At 35.3% G+C, this 23,079-nt stretch carries 19 protein-coding genes and 1 tRNA gene; 8 read left to right on the forward strand and 12 right to left on the reverse strand.

Annotation, left to right across the window (positions count from 1 at the left end; translation table 11 throughout):
- Positions 1 to 32 precede the first annotated feature (32 nt).
- On the forward strand, positions 33 to 1,061 hold the full coding sequence (gene twy1 / locus ACW9XA_RS09300) for a 4-demethylwyosine synthase TYW1 (RefSeq protein WP_457764044.1): 1,029 nt from the start codon (positions 33 to 35) through the stop codon (positions 1,059 to 1,061).
- Here twy1 and rdgB read toward each other — a convergent pair.
- Together rdgB and ACW9XA_RS09310 are read right to left on the reverse strand one after the other, a co-directional pair.
- Positions 1,039 to 1,587 carry an RdgB/HAM1 family non-canonical purine NTP pyrophosphatase gene (rdgB, locus tag ACW9XA_RS09305; protein WP_457764045.1) on the reverse strand — a complete coding sequence of 183 codons (549 nt, stop codon included), beginning with the start codon at positions 1,585 to 1,587 and terminating at the stop codon, positions 1,039 to 1,041. The two genes, twy1 and rdgB, sit on opposite strands and share 23 nt — an antisense overlap.
- Complete coding sequence (locus ACW9XA_RS09310; RefSeq protein WP_457764046.1) at positions 1,571 to 2,191, reverse strand: KEOPS complex kinase/ATPase Bud32; 621 nt, start codon at positions 2,189 to 2,191, stop codon at positions 1,571 to 1,573. Before ACW9XA_RS09310 ends, rdgB begins: the two co-directional genes overlap by 17 nt.
- Positions 2,192 to 2,228: 37 nt before the next feature.
- Between ACW9XA_RS09310 and ACW9XA_RS09315 the strand changes: the two genes are divergently transcribed.
- Positions 2,229 to 2,555, forward strand: a complete 327-nt coding sequence (locus ACW9XA_RS09315; protein ID WP_457764047.1) for a hypothetical protein — start codon at positions 2,229 to 2,231, stop codon at positions 2,553 to 2,555.
- Here ACW9XA_RS09315 and kae1 read toward each other — a convergent pair.
- Together kae1 and ACW9XA_RS09325 are read right to left on the reverse strand one after the other, a co-directional pair.
- The gene (gene kae1 / locus ACW9XA_RS09320) at positions 2,549 to 3,532 is read right to left on the reverse strand and encodes a KEOPS complex N(6)-L-threonylcarbamoyladenine synthase Kae1 (RefSeq protein WP_457764048.1); all 984 of its coding nucleotides are present in this window, start codon (positions 3,530 to 3,532) and stop codon (positions 2,549 to 2,551) included. The genes ACW9XA_RS09315 and kae1 overlap by 7 nt on opposite strands.
- A 1-nt stretch (position 3,533) precedes the next feature.
- Positions 3,534 to 4,721: a redox-regulated ATPase YchF gene (locus ACW9XA_RS09325; RefSeq protein ID WP_457764049.1), complete on the reverse strand. Its 1,188-nt coding sequence runs from the start codon at positions 4,719 to 4,721 to the stop codon at positions 3,534 to 3,536.
- A 72-nt stretch (positions 4,722 to 4,793) separates the two neighbouring features.
- Between ACW9XA_RS09325 and ACW9XA_RS09330 the strand changes: the two genes are divergently transcribed.
- Positions 4,794 to 5,342, forward strand: a complete 549-nt coding sequence (locus ACW9XA_RS09330) for an adenylate kinase family protein (RefSeq protein ID WP_457764050.1) — start codon at positions 4,794 to 4,796, stop codon at positions 5,340 to 5,342.
- 31 nt (positions 5,343 to 5,373) lie between these two features.
- Entirely contained in the window at positions 5,374 to 6,885 is a 1,512-nt protein-coding gene (gene tgtA / locus ACW9XA_RS09335) for a tRNA guanosine(15) transglycosylase TgtA (RefSeq protein WP_457764051.1), read from the forward strand.
- Positions 6,886 to 6,923: 38 nt separating this feature from the next.
- On the opposite strand, the gene ACW9XA_RS09340 is transcribed toward tgtA, so the two are convergent.
- Both ACW9XA_RS09340 and ACW9XA_RS09345 read right to left on the reverse strand, forming a co-directional pair.
- Positions 6,924 to 7,226: an ATP-binding protein gene (locus tag ACW9XA_RS09340; protein ID WP_007403030.1), complete on the reverse strand. Its 303-nt coding sequence runs from the start codon at positions 7,224 to 7,226 to the stop codon at positions 6,924 to 6,926.
- Between the two features lie 141 nt (positions 7,227 to 7,367).
- Complete coding sequence (locus ACW9XA_RS09345) at positions 7,368 to 7,580, reverse strand: hypothetical protein (RefSeq protein ID WP_012215921.1); 213 nt, start codon at positions 7,578 to 7,580, stop codon at positions 7,368 to 7,370.
- Between the two features lie 113 nt (positions 7,581 to 7,693).
- Here ACW9XA_RS09345 and ACW9XA_RS09350 point away from each other — a divergent pair, with 113 nt between their 5' ends.
- The 4 genes from ACW9XA_RS09350 to ACW9XA_RS09365 all read left to right on the forward strand — a co-directional run bounded on the left by ACW9XA_RS09350 (position 7,694) and on the right by ACW9XA_RS09365 (position 10,301).
- Positions 7,694 to 8,959 (forward strand): MBL fold metallo-hydrolase, encoded by a 1,266-nt coding sequence (locus ACW9XA_RS09350; RefSeq protein ID WP_457764052.1) that lies wholly within the window; start codon positions 7,694 to 7,696, stop codon positions 8,957 to 8,959.
- Positions 8,940 to 9,803, forward strand: coding sequence for a DNA-3-methyladenine glycosylase 2 (locus ACW9XA_RS09355; RefSeq protein WP_457764053.1), 864 nt, complete (start codon positions 8,940 to 8,942; stop codon positions 9,801 to 9,803). The genes ACW9XA_RS09350 and ACW9XA_RS09355 overlap by 20 nt, the downstream gene beginning before the upstream one ends.
- A gap of 33 nt (positions 9,804 to 9,836) precedes the next feature.
- A tRNA-Arg gene (locus ACW9XA_RS09360) sits at positions 9,837 to 9,911 on the forward strand.
- A gap of 39 nt (positions 9,912 to 9,950) precedes the next feature.
- Positions 9,951 to 10,301 carry a hypothetical protein gene (locus ACW9XA_RS09365; RefSeq protein WP_457764054.1) on the forward strand — a complete coding sequence of 117 codons (351 nt, stop codon included), beginning with the start codon at positions 9,951 to 9,953 and terminating at the stop codon, positions 10,299 to 10,301.
- Here the strand turns inward: ACW9XA_RS09365 and ACW9XA_RS09370 are convergent.
- The 6 genes from ACW9XA_RS09370 to ACW9XA_RS09395 form a co-directional block, all read right to left on the reverse strand.
- Positions 10,298 to 10,762 (reverse strand): cupredoxin domain-containing protein, encoded by a 465-nt coding sequence (locus ACW9XA_RS09370; protein ID WP_457764055.1) that lies wholly within the window; start codon positions 10,760 to 10,762, stop codon positions 10,298 to 10,300. The two genes, ACW9XA_RS09365 and ACW9XA_RS09370, sit on opposite strands and share 4 nt — an antisense overlap.
- Entirely contained in the window at positions 10,759 to 12,354 is a 1,596-nt protein-coding gene (locus ACW9XA_RS09375) for a cytochrome b (protein ID WP_457764056.1), read from the reverse strand. The genes ACW9XA_RS09370 and ACW9XA_RS09375 overlap by 4 nt, the downstream gene beginning before the upstream one ends.
- On the reverse strand, positions 12,338 to 12,940 hold the full coding sequence (locus ACW9XA_RS09380) for a twin-arginine translocation signal domain-containing protein (RefSeq protein ID WP_457764057.1): 603 nt from the start codon (positions 12,938 to 12,940) through the stop codon (positions 12,338 to 12,340). Before ACW9XA_RS09380 ends, ACW9XA_RS09375 begins: the two co-directional genes overlap by 17 nt.
- A 42-nt stretch (positions 12,941 to 12,982) precedes the next feature.
- A complete protein-coding gene (locus ACW9XA_RS09385) occupies positions 12,983 to 16,726 on the reverse strand; it encodes a S8 family serine peptidase (protein WP_457764058.1) in 3,744 nt (1,247 codons plus the stop codon).
- Between the two features lie 75 nt (positions 16,727 to 16,801).
- On the reverse strand, positions 16,802 to 17,725 hold the full coding sequence (locus ACW9XA_RS09390) for a methyl-accepting chemotaxis protein (RefSeq protein WP_457764059.1): 924 nt from the start codon (positions 17,723 to 17,725) through the stop codon (positions 16,802 to 16,804).
- 160 nt (positions 17,726 to 17,885) lie between these two features.
- Positions 17,886 to 22,973, reverse strand: coding sequence for a hypothetical protein (locus ACW9XA_RS09395; protein WP_457764060.1), 5,088 nt, complete (start codon positions 22,971 to 22,973; stop codon positions 17,886 to 17,888).
- Positions 22,974 to 23,079 lie beyond the last annotated feature (106 nt).

Raw genomic sequence — 23,079 nt, forward strand, 5'->3', positions numbered from 1 at the left:
AATTTAAGTAAACCAGAACACGATCTGAACTGATGAGTTGTTCTGGAGAGACAGTTGAAGAAGAAGATCGTTTAATTCAGATCAAGCCTGCAATATCTGATCAATTAAAAAAAGCAAAGTACGGTGTATCTGATCATTCTACAGTAGAACTCTGCCATTGGACAAAAAAATCATTCAAACATGAGGGCAGTTGTTATAAACACAAGTTTTATGGAATTTCAACCCATAGATGTATGGAATTTTCACCAGCTGGAATGCATTGTGAAAATAGATGTGTGTATTGTTGGAGGCCAATGGAATTTTATGATTCAATGAAAATGGAACCAGAACATGTTGCAGAACCTAAAGAAATTTTAACAAAATTAATGGCTGAAAGAAAAAAATTAATCAATGGATATTATGGAGATTCAAGAAATGATAAACAAAGATTAGATGAATCGTTATTACCTAGCCATTATGCAATTTCACTTTCTGGTGAACCAACAATGTATCCAAAACTTCCAGAACTAATCAAGTATCTTAATTCACTTGAAGCAACAAAATCAATTTTTCTTGTAACAAATGGTCAAGAACCAGACATGATTCAAAAATTACAAGATGAGAATGCATTACCAACACAGTTGTATCTGTCTACAAATGCTGCAGATTATGAATCATTTATGAAAATTAACAAGCCAAAATATAATGACTCTTGGGAAAGGTGGAATAGAACACTTGACATGTTAAAAGATTTGAATACACGAACAGTGTTAAGAATTACTTTGATTAGAGACTATAATGATCAAAAAGAAAATATCTCACTATTCACAAAAATGTTTGAAAAAGCAAGCCCACATTTTATTGAAATTAAATCATATATGCATATTGGACGTTCAACTAACAGATTAGAGCATGCCAACATGTTAGAAATGGAAGAGGTAAAGAAATTTAGTGAAGGAATAGCAAATCAAAGTAAAATGTTTTCAGTGATGGATGAAAGTATTGTTTCAAGAATCTCCATATTACAAAATAATGAACGATTTATTGATCGTTACATCCCTACTTATTCAAATACCATTTAGAAAATTTCTTTAATGCTTTGTATCTATGAGACAATTCATTTTTATTTTCAAGTTCAGCAAATGTTTTCTTTAAATTATTTGGAATGAAGATAGGATCATATCCCCAACCTTTTCCTTTTTGAGATTTAGAAATTTTCCCATTTAGTTTTCCATCAAAAGACTCTAAAAAATTTTTATCACAATAACTTATGAGTGAAATAAATTTTGCATTGCGATTATTTTTTACGAGTTCTAGAATTCCTTTATTTCCAATAGTTTTGAAAACATATGATGAGTATGGACCAGGAAAACCTCCAATTGAATCAATGAATAAACCATCATCTTCAATCAGAATAGGTTTTTTGAATTTAGAAAAAGCATCTCTTGCTTTGGCAAGTGCAATTTCATGTAGTGAATTTGATTGGATTTCTTTTAGATCAGATTTCAAAAAACCCAAACTGATTCCAAACAAATCTAAAATTTTTTTTGCCTCATGATATTTGTGACTGTTTGAAGAAACAAAAAAAAGATCAAACGACTTGCGCATATCTACCACGACTCTCAATATCTGAAACAAGTTTAGTAATTTTGGAATAATATGCTTGACCAACTATTGATTTGTACCCATTAAGGAAATTTTTCCATGATGAAAGCATGATTCTTGCATGAGCACTATTAAGAATCTCTTTAATTAATCTCAAATCAACTGCATGGTCCTCAGGTTTTATTGTGATTTGAGATAATCCAAAATCAATTACAAATATAGTTTTTTTAAATAAAATAAAATTCGAAGTTGTCAAATCCCCATGCATGATTCCATTTTTGTGTAAAATTCCAACTAATTTTCCTATATCTTTTGATAATTCAATGATTTTTGATTCAGATAAATCATGAACAGGTTTTCCAGGAATTTCTTGCAGCATAATAGAAGCATCATCTAAATTTACAAAATAAACAAGCGGTGTAGGAATTCCATATGATTTAACAAGAGATAATGTTTGTGATTCTTTAATTGTTCTTTGTTTACGAATCTTTGAGTCAAGTGAAGGATTTCTATACTTTTTGATTTTTCTAATTTTTAATATTGCATTAGAATCATGCCATTTAGTTTGATACAAATCTGCCTCGGCTCCTTTTTTGACTAGTTTCATTAACATTATATCCAGAAGAATTCAATAAAAATTAATCATGGATAAAGGAGAAAAAAGAATCAAGCAAGAAGATTGTAGTGAAGATAAACTAGGTGCAGGAATTCTTACATTAACTAACAAAAGATTGGCATTTGATAAAACAAATGCAAGAGTGATGGATTTTTCAAAACATTTTGGAGAGACTGTTTTAGATATTTCATTAGACAATGTAATTAAAACATGGAAAGAAGGATTGTTAATGAAAAAAGTCTGTTTTGTGGCAAAAACAGAGAAGGGAGAACAGACTTTCAAGTTTGGAGTTTTTAATACCAAAAGTTGGGTTAAAAGCATTGATCAAGCAATTGATGAAAATAAGAATCAATAATCTACTTTAACAGAATCTAATCGCCATGATTGAGTTACAAATGTATCTTTTAATGCAACGCCTTGTTTAACTTGAGATTCTAGTAGTCCAGTCCAACATATTTGACTTCCACAATCTCCTGCATATTGCAATGGCACTACAAAAAATTTACAACCATGTCTTTTGCACACATCTTTTAGCATTGCAGATAGCCGTTTGTTTGCTGCAACTCCTCCTACTATCATCAATTCTTTTTTTCTTGTAAATGACAAGGCACGCTCTACTGCTTCACTAATCATTGCAAATGCAGTTTCTTGAAGAGAATAACATGCATCTTCTTTGTTTTTTGTTGCAACAGATTTAGTTGCAGATAATAATCCAGAAAAAGATACATCATTTCCTTTTACAGAGTAAGGCAACAACACATAGTTTGAAGATAAATTTGCTAATTCTTCAATATTTTTTCCACATGGAGATGCAAATCCAATTGATCGACCAAACTGATCAAGCAACTGACCTAAAGTAATATCCAAAGTTTCACCAAACACCCTCCATTGCTTATTTAGAAATGCCAAAAGCATAGTATGGCCTCCTGAAACCAAAAGTACCAACGGGTTAGTTGCACCAGTTAACAATTTCCCTAATTCAATATGTCCAATTGCGTGATTAACAGGATATATCGGAATTTTGTAAAAGGATGCTAATGAACGTGCAACTACTGCTCCCACACGTAAACATGGGCCTAATCCTGGACCTGCAGCATATGAAACAATGTCCAGATCTTTAATTGAAATATTTGCCTCTTTAAGACAATCAGATAAAACTAGAGAACTATTTTCAATGTGATGACGAGATGCCTCACGAGGATGAATTCCTTCTCCCTCATCAGGACGATAAATTTTTCTAATATCTGATAAAATTTTTCCTTTTTTTCCAGTTTTTTCGATAATTGCACAAGAAAATGTATGAGCTGTGCTTTCAATTCCAAGACCTAACATACTAACCACGACTTAATGTTGATACAATTTTGATAACATCGCCATTTTTTAGTTTTTGATCTCCGCTAATCCTTTGTTTCGTCTTACAATCTATTGCATGTAGAAATCCTTTTGCAATATCAGCATGAATTAATTCGGCTAGATCTTTTGCAGTCGAATCTTGAGGAACTAATTTTGTATCAGGTAGTATGATTCCATCTTTGTTGGTAAGCTTTGTTTCATCCTCAACAGGGTAAACCACAATAAATTTCAGAGAATCAAAAACTGCAGTGTTTAATATTTTTTGAATTCCAGTTGAAGGAATTTTTGAAAAAACTGATTTTACTAATTCAAGTGCTTTTTGTTGTTGTGGAGGAATTTCTTTTCCTTCAACTAGTGTAAAACCTTCATTGCCAGAAGAATAATTTACAATTCCAGCTTTGGATGCCTTTCGTAAAAGTAATTCAGTTTCAGCACTACAGGGAATAACAATGTCAGGGATTTTTTTAATGATTTCAAGATCATGACAAAGATCTGCTTTGTTTGCTGCTATGATCATGGGTTTTGTACTTTTTCTTAACTCTTTAACAAAAATTTCAATGTCATCATCATTCCATTCTTTTGGATTTTTTGTCACAAATCCTAATTTTTTGAGAATTTCTTGAACTTGAAAATCTTTAATTCCCAAACCAGAAAATCTTTTTGCAATACCATCAGTAAGCTTTGCTCGTTTTTGATCTATTTCACGAGTTATCTTGTCCCATTCTCTTTTCAAAATATCTGCAAACCATTGATCAAATTCATCTTGAACAAAAGCAACGTCTTCTAACGGATCATGTGTTCCAGCTGGAACAGGTTGACCTTGAATATCAGTAGTTCCTGCTATGTCAACAACATGAATTAAAACCTCAGCTTGTCTTGCATCATCTAGGAATTGGTTGCCTAAACCTTTTCCTTCATGTGCACCAGGAACTAATCCTGCAACATCAATGAGTTTCACCGGAATAAATCTAGTCCCACTTACACATAATTCATTGTCATGTTTAATTCCAAAATGTTTGCATGCACAATCTGCTTTTACATATGCCACTCCAATATTTGGTTCAATTGTAGTAAAGGGAAAGTTTCCTGATGCTACAGGAGTTTCAGTTGCCGCTGAAAAGAATGTGGATTTTCCTACATTTGCCTTTCCAAGTAAACCAATTTGCAATATTGTGCAAAACTCAATTCTACTTATTAGTATTGCAGAAATCATTTAATCTGCGAATTAGACTTTCAAAGCATGTCAATTGTAATCACAGGGAATCCAGGAGTTGGAAAACACACAATTACACAAGAAATTGCCAAGAAAACAAAATTACCTGTAATAGACATCAATACAGTTGCAAAAGATTCAGGATTATTTGAAAAAAATGAAGATGTAAATGATATCGATGTTGAAGAATTAGAAAAAATCCTAAAACAAAAAATTTCTGAAAAAAATATCATTGTAGGACATTTGGCACCATATGTTTTAAGAAAAAATCAGATAAAAATCATGATTGTTTTAAGAAGAAGCCCCTATGATTTAATGTCAGTTTACAAAAACAGAGAATATTCAGATAAAAAATGCAAAGAGAATACAGGTAGTGAGATTCTAGGCATTATTGCGCATGATGCAATTGCTAAATTTCAAGAAAAAGTGTTTGAGGTAAATGTCACAGGAAAATCCATTCCAGAAGTAGTAAAACAGGTAATGCTAGCAATTTCACAAAATGAAGGGAATGAACAAGTAGATTGGCTTGAATTAATGAGAGAAAATAATGATTTGGGAAAATTTTTTGTTGATTGATTAAATAACGCCTTTGAATTTGTGTAGTTACTTGTTTGAAATTTCTAAAACTGATTTAGCGGGAAGGATTGGTACTTTGTATACCAATCATGGAAAAATTGAGACTCCAGCATATGTTCCAGTAATTCATCCAGTAAAACAAACAATTCCATCTAAAAAAATTCGAGAAATTGGTTTTGATTTAGTAATTACTAATGCATACATTACAAAAAATAATTATGGTGATGAGGCTGTTGAAAAAGGAATTCATAAAATAATTGATTTTGATGGCGGAATCATGACAGATTCAGGAGGATATCAAGTTCTTGAATACGGAGATGTCGATGTGTTACCACCAGACATGGCAAATTTTGAAAAAGGAATCTTGACTGATTTTGCAATTCCACTTGACAAGCCAACAGGATATGGAATGCCAATTAAAAAAGCACAAGATTATGTCAAACATACTCTAAAAGTTTCAAAAGAAACACTTGATGACAAATTAGACAACGGTCAGATCTGGATTGGTCCAATTCAAGGAGGAGAACACTTTGATCTAGTTGGTAAATCTACAAAGAGTTTGGTGGAAATGGGTTTTCAGATGCTCGCTTTGGGAAGCCCAGTCGAATTCATGGAATCATATGAGTATAGATTGTTGGCACAGATGATAGTTGCTGCAAAAAAACAGATGCCACATTCAATTCCATTACATCTTTTTGGTGCAGGGCACCCTTTGACAATACCATTTGCAATAGCCCTAGGATGTGACACATTTGATTCAGCATCATACATGCTTTATGCCAAGCAATTGAGATACATCACAGATGACGGTACACGATATTTGTCAGATATCGAGGTGTTTCCATGTAATTGTGAAGTATGTTCAAAGTACACCCCTAAAGAATTTCTTCAATTAGATGCAACTGAAAAAATCAATCAATTGGCAATCCATAATTTGTATGCAATCAAGCTTGAAGTAGACAAAGTGAAACAAGCAATTCATGAAGGGAGGTTATGGGAATATGTTATAAAAAAGGCAAGAGCTCATCCCAAATTATTTGAAATGATTGAAGTGATGACAGAAAATTATGAATTTCTTGGTTTAGGTACTCCAAAATTCAAAGAAAAAGCAATTTTTTTGTTTAGTAAAGAGGATCAATATAGACCGGAAGTCCAATCTTTTCATAAAATTGTTAGAAAATTCAAATCAAAGAAAAAGAAGATCATCATAATTAAAGAATCAAGTTCAAAACCAGGGTATCTCTCTCATCAATATACAGGATTAAAAAAGAGGCTCAAAGATTTTGAGTCATTTCAAATATGTCAATACAATCCAATTTTAGGATTAATCCCAATTGAAATTTCAGATATTTTTCCAGCCGCACATCATGAAACAGCCAGAATAGATTTCAAACCGGAGGAATTCCACACATTTGAAAAAACATGGAATGATTTCTTTTCAAACAATAAATTTTCAGAAATCAGCTATGATAAAGAAAATGAATTTCTCAAATATTTTGTTAAGACCTTACCAAAAGAGATCAAGAAAAAATCTTTTGAATAATTAAAAATAAGAAAAAAGAATGTGCTAAAAGACGCTGCTTATAGAGCGGCGTCTTCTGCCCAACCTTTGATGAAGATACCGTTTTTGTGAAGAGGTACTGGTTGTCCAGCTGTGTAATTCATTGGTCTCATCCAAAAGATTGATTTTGTTGGGCATACACCTATGCATGCACCATCAGAAATACATCTTTCTGGGTAAAAGACAAATGCTTTACCTCTCTTCCAGCCTTCAACAGGTTTTACTCTAAGGACATCAGGACCAAGAGTTGTACAGATTTCTACACATAGTGCACATCCGATACATCTTTGTTCATCAATGTCTGGAAGTATTGCTATTGGCATTACAAAATTAGAATTGATTGGTGACTATTTAAACCATGATTGAAATTCATAACCCTGTTATGAAAATGATCGAGTCAAAATACGTGCGCAGAATCTAGATTAAAAAATTTAAAAAACAAAAAGATAACGTGTTGTACACGTTTATTTTCTCATTGCATCTATTTGACCAGAAGTAACCCAGTCAAGTAGTTCTGCTGAAGATGGATTAAGGTCTGCTTTCTGATTCATCAGATTGTTAACCCAAATCCAGTTAATTTGGTTTAGGAGTGGTTTGTTTGCTTCGTCACCTGCACGTGTTTTAGCGACGACGGCTTGATCTTGTTGTCCTAACCATTCTTGGAAGCTTCTTCCCATGAGGATCGAATCTTAGCTTACACTAATTAAAGCTTTTGTAGATTCCATGATAGGCACAATGATCGGATCGCCCCTACGAAGGTTTTAACGTAGATAGAATTTCATTTTAATTCTTGAAAGTCAAAGTTCTGGGTGCGGCAAATGAAGTAGGTAGATCAGGATTCTTGGTAGATTGTAATGGAACAAAACTATTACTAGATTATGGCGTAATGTTTGGACGCAGAGGCAGTCCTCCTCAATATCCACTCCACGTAAAACCAAAAGATTTGGATGCCATCATCATCACTCATGCTCATCTAGACCATTCAGGTAATGTTCCATCTCTTTTTGTAAGTGGGAATACTGATGTTTATGCTACTCCGCCAACATTTGATCTTTCAAAGTTATTAATTGAAGACATGCTAAAAATTGAGAAAAATTCCCATCCATTTGATCTGCCAGAAGTAAACAACATGATGAAAAATGCCAAAGAAATCGGATTTAGACAAAAAGTTACTAAAGGAAATGCAACTTTTGAATTAAGAGAATCAGGACATGTGATTGGTGGAAGTACAGTACTTGTAGAATCAGAGAAAAAGCGTCTTTTCTATACAGGAGACATTAAAACTCATGGTTCTAGAATGCTTAAAGAAATGGATTTAGACGTAGGGGAAATTGATTTACTAATTACTGAGAGCACATATGCTAAGACTGAACAAAAACCTAGGAAAGAATCAGAAGCGGAATTGATAGAATTTGCAAATGAAGTAATGGATAGAAAAGGAACATTATTCATCCCCTCATTCTCAGTTGAACGCTCTCAAGAAATTGCATGCATCTTGAGAAGTTCAAATTTTAAACATAAGATCATCATGGATGGAATGGCATTAAAAGTAAACGAGATAATGTTCAAACATCCAGATTACCTAAGGGATCCACAAGTATTTTCGGATGCCATAAAGCATGCAACATCCATCAGAGAACACGCAGAAAGAAAACGTGCCATGGAAGAACCATGTGTTGTGATATCACCAGCTGGAATGCTAGTTGGAGGAAATGCAGTGTATTATTTACAGCAGTTATCTTTTGACAGTAAAAATGGCATCGCTCTAGTGTCTTATCAAGGCGAAGGCACACCTGGAAGAAAGTTACTTGATACAGGAATGGTATCAACTAGAGGCAAAGATCTTGCTGTTAAAGCAGAAGTAAAACAATTTCAGTTTTCAGGACATGCAGATAGAAAAGAATTGTTTGATATGATCAAGCAGATTAAAGGTAATCCAAAGGTATGTACTGTTCACGGAGACGCTGAATCATGCGATATGTTTGCCAAAGAAATTCATGAACAATTTGGTTTAGAAGCATTTTCTCCAGCAGTTAATGAAGAAATCACTGTTTAAGATGCAAAATAATTGTATAGTAGATGTAGATAACTCAATAAATAGCGGCCAAGTATTTCTTTGGAAAAAAAATAACTCAAACTGGTATGGCGTAAATGGTCAAGACATTCTAAAAATAACTGATTCCGGCAAAATAAAATCATATAAAAATATCAAGACAGATTTTTTTCGAAAAAAAGACAATATCAAAGAAATTATCAAATCAATTTCAAGAGATCCCATTACAAAAAATGCTGTAAAGCAGTATCCAGGATTGCGAATATTCGAGCAAGATCCATTTCAATGTTTAATTTCATTTATTGTATCATCAAACTCCAATATTCAAAAAATCAAAAGCAGTTTAGAGAATTTATCAACAAAGTTTGGCATTAAAACAGAATTTGAGAATCAAGAATTTTTTTTATTTCCCAAACCGGAAAACCTTGCAAAGGCATCAATAAATGAAATTAAAAGTTGCGGTGTAGGATATCGTGCTAATTTTATCAAAGAGGCAGCAAACAGAGTAATGTTGAAAGAAATCAATTTTGAAAACTTGAAAAAATGTAATTATCAAGAAACCAAAAAAGAAATTTGTAAAATTCCAGGAGTAGGAAACAAAGTTGCAGATTGCATCATGTTATTTTCATTAAACAAGTTAGAGTCATTTCCATTAGATAGATGGATGATCAGAATTCTAGAAAAATATTATTCAGATAAATTTCAACTTGAAACTAAAACAATTACAGAAAAACAATACGAAATCCTTCATGAAAAAATTGTTGAATATTTTGGTCCATTTGCTGGATATGCGCAGCAATTTCTCTTCAAGATGGAAAGAGAAAACTACCAAAAGAAGTGGCTGTAAACCCTTAAAATGGTAATTAATTGCTAGATTTTTGGGCCCATAGCTCAGCATGGATAGAGTGCCGGACTTCTAATCCGATGGTCAAGGGATCGAAGCCCTTTGGGCCCGCTTAACAAAATTATTATTCAGATTAGAAGCAAGGCTTTTGTGAAAGATTTAGAATTTGAACTAAATTCAACAGATATTCATCCAAATTCAGAAATTAAAGGAACAATATCAGTTGCATATCCAGGAAGATACGATGGTGTTGTTGTAAATACAACAATTTTGGATTCAAATGAACATATTATTTACAAGTCATACAATGGAAAAAAAATTTCTCAGAATGTTTCCAGATTATTTATCAACAAAGATGTCATGCCAGAACATAAAGCAGAATTTTCAGCAATCATTAATTTTGAACCAAAACAAGAACATGAAATTAAATTCAGAGTGTCAATTATTGAGCAACATAAAGAAATTGAAAGTAAAATAATTTTTGCAAAATATTCTATCTAGAATCTACTCTTTTCTACTATAATTGAACCAGTCATCCATGGATGGGGTTGACAATGGTAATGTACTTCTTGAGGTTCAGTAAATAGAAATTCATACTCATCTCCAGGTTTTAAAACTCCTTCTGAGCCAAAGTCCCCGCTATAACCATCGGCATGACGGTGATCAGGGGTAACAGTATGAGCAGTATCATCATAATTTATCCATTTTACATTATTTGTAAAGGTCAGCAATACAGTTGGTTTGTTTGGAACATAGTTATCATTACCCTCAATTACTGCACCTGGGACAATTTCAATAATGAAGAATTCTTCTTCTGGATGTAAAATATGATCAGAGACAGATGGTTTTGCCATAGATTCAGGAAGATAAAATGAAGTGTAAAATACAATAGAGGCAGACATGCCAATAATTAATGCAATCATACCGATTCCATATGCATGGCTTGATGTTGGTGTGCTCATAATTTTTTCACTCCATCAAGATCGTTAGAGCCGATATTTGAATTGTTATTTGCGTTTACTCCCAGATCTGCCTTAGTTTTTGGTACAGATACTTCAGGTGCCAATTCTTTTGCTTCAGGTTTTGTGTTAGATGTTGCTCCACCCTCAGAAAGTTTACTTGATTCTTCAGAGGTTTCAGGTTCTGCAAGTTTTGGTTTCTCATCTACCACAGGTATTGGTGCAGGTGGAGGGGCATTCTTTTCTTGGCTCATTGCATATCTGTAAACATGGAAGAATGCAGCAAACACTAGCAGTATAATTCCTACAAAGAACAATGAAACATTCTTCATTCCAGTTAATGCTGCATTGTAAGCTGCAATGTTTAAGAATACTTGGAATGCCAAAAGTGCAACCAGTAGCCAGCTAATCCATTTTTCTGAAAGGTTGATAGTAGCTACTTTTTGCGGACCATTGCTTTTTGCAAGTTTTGATTTTCGTTCAGCTTCATTTGCTAATTTGATCATCATGTACGTAAATCCAAATCCTAGCGGTACCAACAAGATCATCGTTGAATAGAAGAATATCGGATCAATTACCAAACGTTCAACTAATGGAATTGAAATATCGGGTGAAATGTAGAATCCCCAGTATGTCGTAACCATGATTTGAGCAAGACTGGTAATTCCAAATGCAGTAATAATTGGTCTATCTCTCCATGAGAACTTCTTGTATCTATCGATAAATGGAATTAACACAAACGATATAATGAATAGTAATGGCCATAGCAAGCCTGTAACAAACTTGTCATATTGCGTCCTCATGAATGCATAGATTCCAGTAAGATACCATTCAGGAACTGTGACACCTGGAGGGACTGTGGGTTCGAACTTGAAACCCATATCAATTGGGAATACACCACCTGTAATCAAAATAGCACCACCTATTGCCATTACCATTGGCACATCAAAGACCAGGAATCTTGGGAAATGTACAGCCATTAATCCCAACATGACTATAGGCAACAAGAAAACATGTTGAGCATAGAACCTTAACACAAAGTCTGAGAACCCACTACCCAGCGCCGCATCACGGATAGTCGGTCCAACAACTGGAATAGATGTTGTCAACGACGCTGCAATACTAATGGCAAGTTCTGCCCGTTCACTGAAAATAACATCATATCCTGTAAATGCTTCAAGAATAGTAACAGTACCAAGAATAACACCAGTCATCCATAAAACTTCATTTCTAATTTTGTATCTTCCACTAAAGTATTGGTAATACATGTGAAGAACAGCTAATAGCACCATAGCGTTTGAACCATGATAGTGAATATTTCTAATGTGGAATCCAAATGGGACTTCATCATTAATGAATGCAACACTGTCCCAAGCTCTATCTAGAATTGGCTGATAGTAAAACATCAGTAATGCACCAGAAACACCAAGAATTATGAATACGATGAATGTGAGCATTCCCAAGAATCCAAACGGACTGACAAATCTTGCAGGAAATGAAAATTTAATTGCTGTAAAGATTGTTCTGTCTACTCCATCCCATAACCAATAAAGGAATGCTACAACCCCAGTTCTTCTTTCAAGCGAAACGGCCATATCCAATTACTCCATTATCATTTGCATTAAACTTTGGTGGTAAGATAAACACAAGACCATCTGAATCAATATCTAATGTTAATTTAGGCAATGTATTTGATGGTGCGGCTTGTACAGATGCAGGACCAACAAATGCAGTTCCAGTCATTGGATCATACATACTTCCATGACATGGACATTCACCTCTCTTTCTTCCATCATCAGGCCAATACTTCCACAAACACCAAAGATGCAAACAAATCATACTATAAGCCCGTAAAGAAGAAACGTCATTTTTTCCTCCACCTAATTCTTCAGGAAGTCTAATGAATTGCCATTTACGAAATGCTTCTGCATCAAGTGCAGCATCTCCTGTTGCAGGATAGGTAATAACTTCTGCATGATTAATAGGATAAGTGTTGATATTAGCTTGAGTGCCATCAGGCAAAATTACTGGCACTCTTTCAAGAGATGCCTGATTAGGGTTTGGCATGTAATTGCCAAACGGGACAAATGGAGCGAAAGCTAATCCAGTGCCTGCAGCTCCCATTAATTTTAGAAAGTCTCTTCTGGATAATCCAGACTTTTTTGTCCCCAGTTCCGACATTCAGCTCTCGTACTCGGCAAATTGCTTATAAACCTTGTTCAGTCATTTAGGAGGTTTTTGTCTAAGGATGAAAATCACAACAATTCCGATCGCAATTCCAATGATTATTCCAATTCCAATTCCAAGACTAAACGGAGGTTCAGAAATGGTATCAGGGTCTTTTTCAATAGTTATGGTTTCAGGTTTTACTTCAGAAGCATTTGAAGCTGGAATAAATTCGGATTCTATATCTTGTAGTTCATTTTCCAAAATCATTTCAGTAGAAATGTTTGAGAATTTAGCTACAAGTGTAATTGGCTCAGTAGTTGATGAACCACCAAACAAAGTCGAATGTGCCAACAGCGTATATGTTCCTGTTTGATTAATTGGAACATAAAGAACTGTTGATGTTTCATCTTTATTTTTTACTGGAAAAAATCCACCTCCTTGACTAAAGATAGAATTACCAAGCCAATCAAGTGAAGCCCATCCAAGAAAATGTCCAAATACACCAGATGGAACATTTGTTTGTACAATTTGTCCAGAAGGATCAATCACAAATACAGAGAGATTTGTGTCATCATCAATCCAGGAAAGTTCTATTGCTGCAGAATTAATTGATTCATTTTGAATGTCAAAATAATATTGTCTCCAATCACCAGCCATGTAACGATTAGCCATGTCAAATGCACCTTTAGTGAACCCGTTTCCATAAAGTACATCATCACTTTGCATACCTTTAATCAAAATTGTTGAATCATTTTCCATAACAGGTTGTTTAATTACAAAAGAAACAGGCGCATTTACAACATGTCTATCACTTTCAAAAGTCAAAAACCCTTGATACACACCTGTTTTGAAATCATTTGGAGTAACTAATGTTATATCAATAGTCGATGATTTTTTTGGAGGAACAGTAATTGTTTCAGATTCTAGCCATATTAAAGACCATTTTTCTTTTTCGTAATAACTTGCAGTTATTGTATAATCCATGGAAGTCGAATTTTGTTTTGTTTCACCAAGCCAATAAGAATATCTTGCAGGGACAGGATAAACTCCAACTAGAGGAACGCCTTCAAACTTTTCATCAGGTTCTGAAACTCTAAGTTCTTGAACAGTTCCCCAAGAACCAGCTCTGTTAATCATAGATAATTCGTTGCTAGTAATTTTTGTGTCATTATTGTTATCAGTCCAATCATAAAGATAGAGAGATGCAATTTTCAGATCATCAGCATAAACATCTGAAGTATTATTCATAAAATCATCAAATTTGAAATTTGCATTCAATATCATCAATGAAGATTCATCAGGTATTGGATCATCTTCATCAAAAAACGTCACAAGTTCAGTAGAATTACCAAATTCAGATAATCTGACATAGTTAGGAGCAAAAGTATCAGTTTTGTTTAAAATGGAATCTTGTTGTTGTACAATTGTTGTTCCGTTAAGATGTGTTTTGGACATTAATGATATAGTTTGAGGTTTTATTTTAATTGTAAGAGGATCATCAGAAGGATTTTCAACTGTAAAAGTAATAGTACTTCTTTCACCAGGAAGTAATTGTCCTGCAAACCAACTTGTCATAGGAAATGAATGTGCAGGAAATTGGAATTTTTCAAATCCAATTGATGTAGAGTTGATCTTTTTAATTGCAGGTTGAAGAATCTTTTTGATATTATTAAATGAACCATCATTGTAAACTATGAAAACTCCATTTTCACCATTGACATAATCTAAAGCAGATTCTGTATTTGCCAATCCAGAACCTTGAGTGAAAGGATCATTTTGCAGATCAGTTGCAGTTGACATTAAAATATTTTTGATCAGAAAAGAATCATAGTCTTTTGATTGTTTTTTCATTTCTTCGATTAGAATTGCAGCACTTCCAGATACAAGAGGGGCAGCCATGCTAGTACCTCCAAATAATGAAAAAGATTCGTCTTTGGAATCTTTGTTGACTTTTAATACATTTGAAGGTACAAAGCCATGAGCGCCAATACTCATAATGTCAGGTTTCGGATCTCCGATAGAACTAGGACCTCTACTTGAAAAATCAACAACATGATTAGAATGAACAGTTGTGTTTCCAAAGCGTGGTTGATCTTTGAAAGGACCATATCCAACAAATACATTGTTGGTAGTAGCTCCTACAGATATTCCAAACGGTGAAGCGTTTGGCAATCCAATTGTCCCATAACCATGACCAGAATTTCCTGCACTAGAAATTATTGTAACGCCATGATAATCATCATCTAAAGAATTAGGAGTTGCCAAGACACTTAAGATCAATGATAGAATATCCATTCCAGGCGAAGCATTGAAACTAGGAAAGTTTGAGACTCCCCAGCTATTAGAAATTATATCAACTCTAGGTTTTCCTGAAAATTCCCAGTTGTGATCTTTATTTTCAAATCCTGCTGACCATAACCAACCATAGACAGTATCACCAAACCATAATGCCTTTACTGGAACAATCTTTGCATCAGGAGCTACACCAGTGATAGAATATTTTTTTGAATTTTTGTAAATGTCATAAGTTTCTTGTCCGCGAGAAACAATTGATGCTGCACTAGATGTTCCATGTCCCATAAAATCAGTCATTATACCAAAGAATTCACCATCAGAATCCAATGCAGGTAAAAGAGTTCCATTAATCGCATTTAGAGTATCATGGATGTCAGTGGAATTTTTTCTAATTGCATTATAAACATCAAGTACTTGCGCACCAAGTGTTCCTGCACTGTAGTCATTTTTTCCATCACCATTTGAATCATAAACAAGAAACTCTTTTCCACTTCCCAACACAATTGGTTTCTCATCAGTAAAATCAAAATCATAATTTGCCTTTTTTCCAGATTCCAAATCAAATCTTGTATAGTCCTCCCAAGAAGTACTCAGATCAGGAATAATTGTATCATACACACCTGCAGTAAAAGAATCAACAACTAAAACAGGCACCACCTGAATTCGTGCCAAAGGACCGCTTAATCCTCCTTGATATATCACTCCAAGATGATACACTCCACTTTTTGATTTGATATAATTTCTATTATCATCTCCAATTTTCATATCATTTGTTAGCGTACCATTGAAAACTACTGAAGATCCTACCTGGGGGAAAAATGAATTGTATATCGGTATGTCACTTCCTTTACCGCCTTGAGAGATATCAAGGAATACTCCATCACGTGTAACATATGCAGAAGAAGTCATATGTGATGGAATTGGCTTGCTATAATTTCGAATAATTTCATTTTTATCTATATATGCAAAAAAAGTTGCATTTGTTAATACAATTCCTTGTCCATCAGGGTCTAGCATTATAGGATGATTAGTCTTGTCTCTTGCAAGGGAATGTTGTATATCAGGATTTGAAAAATCAACTCCAGTATCTACAATAGCAATTACAGTGCCGTTTCCTGTTGAATTGTATTTTGTTTTAGCCAGATTTGAACCTGTAATATCACCTATTCTAGATGCATCTTTAGTTTCATCTGAAGAATGAAAATCCAATTTGAAATCTTCAATAACATAATACCCCCGTGAAACTAGATCAGATGCCAAAGTTTCAGACATAATAGAAACAGAAAAGAATCCATTATCAGATTGGATTCCATAAATTGAATTGGATTTTAAAAATTCATTTTGTTCTAGACTGTTTCCAAAAATTAAATATCTTTTAAAATTATTTTCAACAAAAAAATCAGAATTTACTTGTATTATTTCAGAATCAAAAATCAGTTTATCTTCAATGTTAGCAACATTATTCATGTCACCAGAAATAAATGCATGTGAATTAGTTATCATAGGTGAAAAAAGCAACAGTGAAAAGAATATAGCCGCTTTGGGCATGATTAATTTTTTAATCTTATCTTATTATAACTATCTTCTTCTAGCAAGAATTGCAATTTGTAGTGCTACAATTAGTCCTACTGATGCAATGATTGGTAACAATAATGCGTTAAGTTGGGCAGAAGATTCACTGATTGATTTTGCAGACAATGCAAAAGTTCCAATGTTTTCATCGATTTGGCTACTTGCATATTTCAGAGTTGTATCAAATCCTTTAATTTCTGATTTTAATACCTCTAGTTGACTAGATGTTTCATCTAAAATTGAATTTAGTTTAATTATTTGTTCTGAGATTCCTCCAAGATCTTGGCTTAGAACATTTGTAGCTGCCGAACCATGAGATGTTGTTCCTTGACTAAATGCAACTACATGAAATACATGAGTTCCTTCTTCTATGGGTGTATAATCAACATAGTACAGTCCTTGATGAAGTGTTTTAAATGAATTAGTTAATGTGACAGATATTCCAGAAGGAAGATGTACATGTGTTGTGCCTAATAATTCAGCAGGTTCATTTCCTATCAAAAGTCCGTCGCTAGTAGTTTGAACAAACACCCTGATTGGCTGATTTATTGCGGCAGTCTCAGGAGCAAAAACCAAAGTGTTTACATTTCTTTCTACAGGCACATCAAGTAGTTCTGTCGTAGATGAAAATTTTACATCAATTTTTTGAGATATGCCATTTTGTTCTGTACTGATTGCCTCAACAGTGTATGTGCCGTATGGAAAATTAGTTGAAGGCTCAGGCCAAGTTAATAATCCATAATTAAAAGACCCATTTTCGTTTGTAGTTATTTGATCAAATTTTGCAATTGATTCATCAGGAGCAAAAATTCGTATGATCAAATTTTCTTCAGGTAATCCTTTCCCGTAGACTTGCAGAGTGTGTTCTGGAGAATACACCTTACTGTTTGTAGATAATGTAAGTTCTGCAAATGAATTCGGGATGCTCATCAAGAAGAACAGGAAAAAAACAGAAAGTAATATTTGAAATTTCAATTTAATTAATTGCCAATCTTCTCCTAGATATTACTTGTGAAAAAATTGTGCATAACTTTCGTTAAGAAGGATTCAAAAAAAAGAAAAAAAGGGTAATTAGAACTAGTTATCTTACTTATTGTACAGTTACTGTTGTACTGACTGGTGGTGATAATGCCGTTGGATTATCTACTGATTCCCATACAAATGCAGTTGCTGTATAAGTTCCTGCTTGTGTTGGAATCCATGATAATGCCGGGCTGAATGATTGACCAGCAGATAGTGAACCTGTAATCCATGCTAGTGAGACTGTAACACCGTTACCATCTTGAATCTGTACCAAGTATGCGAATGGTTGCTCTCTATCCTGACCATTTGCTAAGTCAGCGCTGATTTGTACCTGTTGGTCAACGGAGACAGTATCTAAACTGTTACCGAATGCATCAACGGTTCTCAAGTTAGCAGCTGGTGCTCTCTCAAGAGGTGGTACTACAGTGCCAATTAGTGAAGTGGCAGTAATATCAAGTTCATCTGCAGTTGTGTACGGATCTGGTAGTGTATTGTCCTCATATTCTGCGGTGACAGTGTCACCTTCTGCGACTCTGAGTCTGTGACCAGAAGATTCGTCAGTAGTTGTGAAGAACACAGTACCCTCGAAAATTCCGGTTGCCTCATTAGTCTCAGTTACAGTAAGGTCAATACCTCCGGCGTCGGAGTCAGACCACACATCGACATCGAAGTTGTCGACTGCTTCTGGATCTAAGTTCATGTCTGGATCAATTACTCTTACAACACCTGTTCCGCTAGCTGGGTAGCTTGCTTCTAACCATTGTACCTCACCAATATTCCATCTAATTAATGATGAACCAACTATAGTTTCATCCTCTGAGAATTCAAAGGAGACTGTAAGTCCGTCATCATCGTCAGTTGGAAGTTTACCATCAGTTGGGCCTGAACCGGTTGCAGATCCTAATGTTTTATCATTAGAACCGTCACCATTAGCATCGTGTGTGAATCCAGTAAGGATAACCTCACCAGTAAAGATGCCTGTATCAGTTCCAGTTTCGACGAGTTTGTATTCATCGATATTGAATCCTCTGGTAGAGACCTTTATTGGGTCTGAACTAGTGTTTCCAATTTCATCGATTAAATCACCGTCAAAGTTGTGATCTGGAGCAACAATGGTAATGTAGACTTTATCAGTCCATGTGTATACTTTTTGGTCAAGTTCGACAGTTGCACCGAAGTTAGAAGTAAAGATTGTCAAGTTGACATCTTCATCTTCATTGCCTACATAATCAGCACCTGATGGACCCCAATCTGTATACTCGAGGACAATTTCTTCTCCTCTTTCTAAGTTATCACCATCTAAACTTTGAGGAATTTCGACAACAATCTGGAAGATTCCAGTGCTATCACCTGTTTCTCTAAAGTTTAGTGGTTCTGGGTCAAATGCGGTTCCTTGGCCGTCAGCATCACCCATGGTGATAGTGGCAGCGTCAGAGTCCCATTCAATTAAGTCCAAATCATATGTCTCAGCCTGATCATTGTCCAAATCTAAGTCTGGTTCAATGAGGGTTAAGATCATGTCAGATCCAATAATGTAAACTGATTTGTCGGATTGCAGTACACCGTTTCTTAGGTCAAAGGTAGCAGAGTCAGTAACAGTGTTGACATCACCTGATGCATCAGCTGGATCAGTGTATTCTACTTGGAGAATATCTCCTTGTAAGATACAATAATCACCAGTTGTTGCGGCTTTGTCAAATCTGTCTGTTTCTAAGTTTCCTGAGGCATCAAGTATGTTTGTCCATGTATCTGTTGTACTTGGGCATGTAGTACTTGCTGGGCCATCAGTATACCTTATTACGATGTCAGATTCAAATATTCCTGCGTCAGGAGCAATTTCAGTCATTGGACCGAATGCTCTTGTTGACTCGGTGTTTGTACCATCAGTATCAATAGTGCCTTTTAGGGCAGCATCACCGCCAGCATAACCGAGAATTACTGAAGAAGAGCCTCTTATTACGGAGATCTTTACAGGTCCTCTGTTATCTGTGCTGTTTGTACTAATGGTATCTTCACCACTTGCAGATATATCGAAGTCTGGATCGTTAACTCTAACGTGAACAATTAGATTACCACCTGAAATGAATTCACCAGTTTGTAGACCTTGAGCAGAACGTGATGTGTCTGCTGTATTCATTCCTGTTTGATGTATTGGGAATAATGCTCTACCTTTTGGTGTTTCATTTGTACTATCTGCTGTAAAGTCTGACTCTACACCAAATGGTACTGGGTAAACTGTTCTGTCTAGACTAACTGATCCTGTGTTGGCACGAACTCCTGCGGAGTCGCCAACTTCAATGACCTCACCAGATGCATCTCTGAAATCAACATAGTTGACTTCAATATCGAGACCGGTTACAGATTCTGATGCAGTTGCACCAGATCTACACCATGCATTTGGAATTTGGAAATCACCTACAAAGACACCAGATTCTGGTCCAGTTTCAACTAGAGTAAATCCAGTTGCACCAAGTCCAGTATCTGTTACGCCTGCGTTACTTAATGATGTAGCACATGCTGTGACGGTAGGGGTGGTCCATATTTGATCATCAAATGTGACATCTAACAGTCTACCGAGTTGATCACCGTTTGACAGTGTGATTGAGGTGCCTGTTGGGGCAGCTGCAGAACCTACTGTATCACGGTTTGCATCTCCTGTAAGTGTGACTGTTGTATAGATTTCAATAAGATCAGAGTCTACGTTAAGATCTAAGTCTTCAAGTGTAATTGTAACTGTGTCAGCATTTTTGTAACTGTTTGAATCGAATGATACAACACCAGAGTGACTTGGTGCTTCTTCTTGATCAGCTATTTGTGTTGAAACACCATCTGCACCAAGGTCAAAGTAATTAACTCTTGGAGAGTCTTCATCAGTTAAATCTTCAATTACAATGAAAGTTGGATCATTGGCAATTGGTGATAGATCTGAATAGGTATTTACATCAAGTATGTTTAGTTGATTGATCATGACATATTCAAGTGAACCTTCAAAGGTACTTGAGTTGTCACTACTCTCTTCTAATTCCAATCTGATAATTTGGTTAGCGACTCTTGTGTCAGCTTCCAAACCATCATTTTTGAATCCAAATGAGAAGAAGTCAATTACAAATGGGTCAGAACCAACATCATCAGTGGTAGTACTATTTGCTACAACCAACAAGCTTATTGCTGTTCCAGCAGTTTGCTCGTCAAATAAGACAGTATTAATTGCTGTACTGTTAATATTTGTCAAAGATTGTGCTTTAACATCGTTTGCTATTTGGATGAGGAAGTTACTACCTGTACTGATAGTTGTTGTTGTAAGGGTGTTATTGACCAAGTATACATCTACTAATCCAGTAGTAATGCTTCTGACGTCTATGTTAAGGAAATTAAATCCATGTAAACGGTCAGTTGCAACACTTCTGGTATCGCCAATAGATTTTTTCAGTTCATCAATATCAGTATTCAAATCAATAATAGTTGCATTAAATGTTGATGCACTACTTGTTGAATTTGCGAAAATACCTCTTTGAGAGAAACTATCGACTAAGAAGTTGGCACTTGTTCTGTTATCTGCACCTAAAGCATATGTTTCTTGAGCAACACCGACATTAGAAGCACTTGGTATGAAATTACCAGCAGCTCTAAGATCGAACATCATTGCTGTAACACTTGAACCATCACCTAGGGTGAATGGATCTCCTGTTTTCAATGATGGGATTAATGTTGTTCCATTAACATTCAAATCAAGGTCTTCATCTGCTCTGCTGTTTTTATTGGCATCACCATCAACTAATATGACTTGGATCTCTTCACCAGAGTTCCATTCATCATCAGTTGCTATCATGTCAATTGTAGCAAAGGAGTTTCCGACAAGGATTGTTGCTGGACTCTCATTGTAATCAATTGTTGCAGATTTACCTCTTGGAGCATCGGTTACAACTTGTACGATAGATGTATCTGATTCATCATAAGTACCGAAGACACCAGTGTTTGGTCCTTGTTCTGTAACAGTAATTGGTTGACTAGCAGCTGAAAGGCTGTTAGTTGAACCAGTACTTGTCATAGCTACATCTTCGTTATCATTTAAGGTAACGATAGCGGAACCAGTTGATTGGGTATCAGCATTTAGTAATAAAGTACAGTTATCTTCACACATCAAACTAGATTTAACACTGACAATATCGTTTGCTGCAACGACTACGTCGTTATCAGCATTGCCATTTTCGTCGAATACTTGGTAGTATCCAGTACTGTTAGATGCTAGTGTTGTCCATGTCCATGAGTCTTCATCTGTTGGGTCGATATTAAGCCAAGGGTCTGTCACTGTTACGTGAACTTGTGCACCTTGTGGATATACTACTCTATCTAAACTTAAACTTGCAAATTGATCAACAGTATCAAAAGTTAATGTGGTTGATTGTGCACCACCACCTTTGTTATACTGTACGACAACATTACCAGTTGGGTTTAATGTATAGAGTTGAATGAAAGGCCAGTCAGGGGTTGCTGTACCTGCAGTAGTGTTTAAGCCAATTTGGCCAACACTGCCACCAGTAACTCCTGTCATTTTATTTACTGCTTTTGCTTCTCTGACAACGTGATTTTCAATGGTTGCGGTTGTTCCACCGGAACCAGCTGATGAGGCACCTGCACAAGCGGCAGTGATTGGACCACCGTCTGCGTTACCATCTTCATCGTCACCATCTGCTCTTGTTGCATTAGCGATTGCGACACCAGAAGTATCTGTCAATGTAATACCAAGAACTCTAGAAGCTGTTGCTGCACTACAAAATGAACCAAAGTCTAAGCCTGTACCGTCGATGGTTGATGTAGCATCGGCTTTTTGGGCCATGTCTCTGTCTGCAAAGTAGCCATACCAGTTACCATCTACGGCTTGAACCATTCTCAGGATCTTACCGTTTACTGTAACGTCTGGCTCACCTTTTCCCTCATTAGTATCGTCAATATCACTATCGATTACGACGACCTCAATTACTTGAGGTCCTGACATATAGTTATCAAACTGTGAGTTTTCTGCGGAAACAAATAGGTTAGCGTTGGCGGCAAATGCTGCTGGCATAAAGCCTGGAGCTGCAATTGTCATTCCACCTGCTAACATAATTGTCATTAATGTAAGACTAGTTATTTTACGTCCTATTTCGTTATTCATGTTATTGGTTTATTTCGTAAAAATTAGTATAAAAGGCTAATGGACGAATTGTCCACAATTAACGTGTTTTTTGTAATTTTTTTATTAAATTTGAGAAATTAATAAA

The sequence above is a fragment of the Candidatus Nitrosopumilus sp. bin_6a genome, from assembly GCF_054095695.1.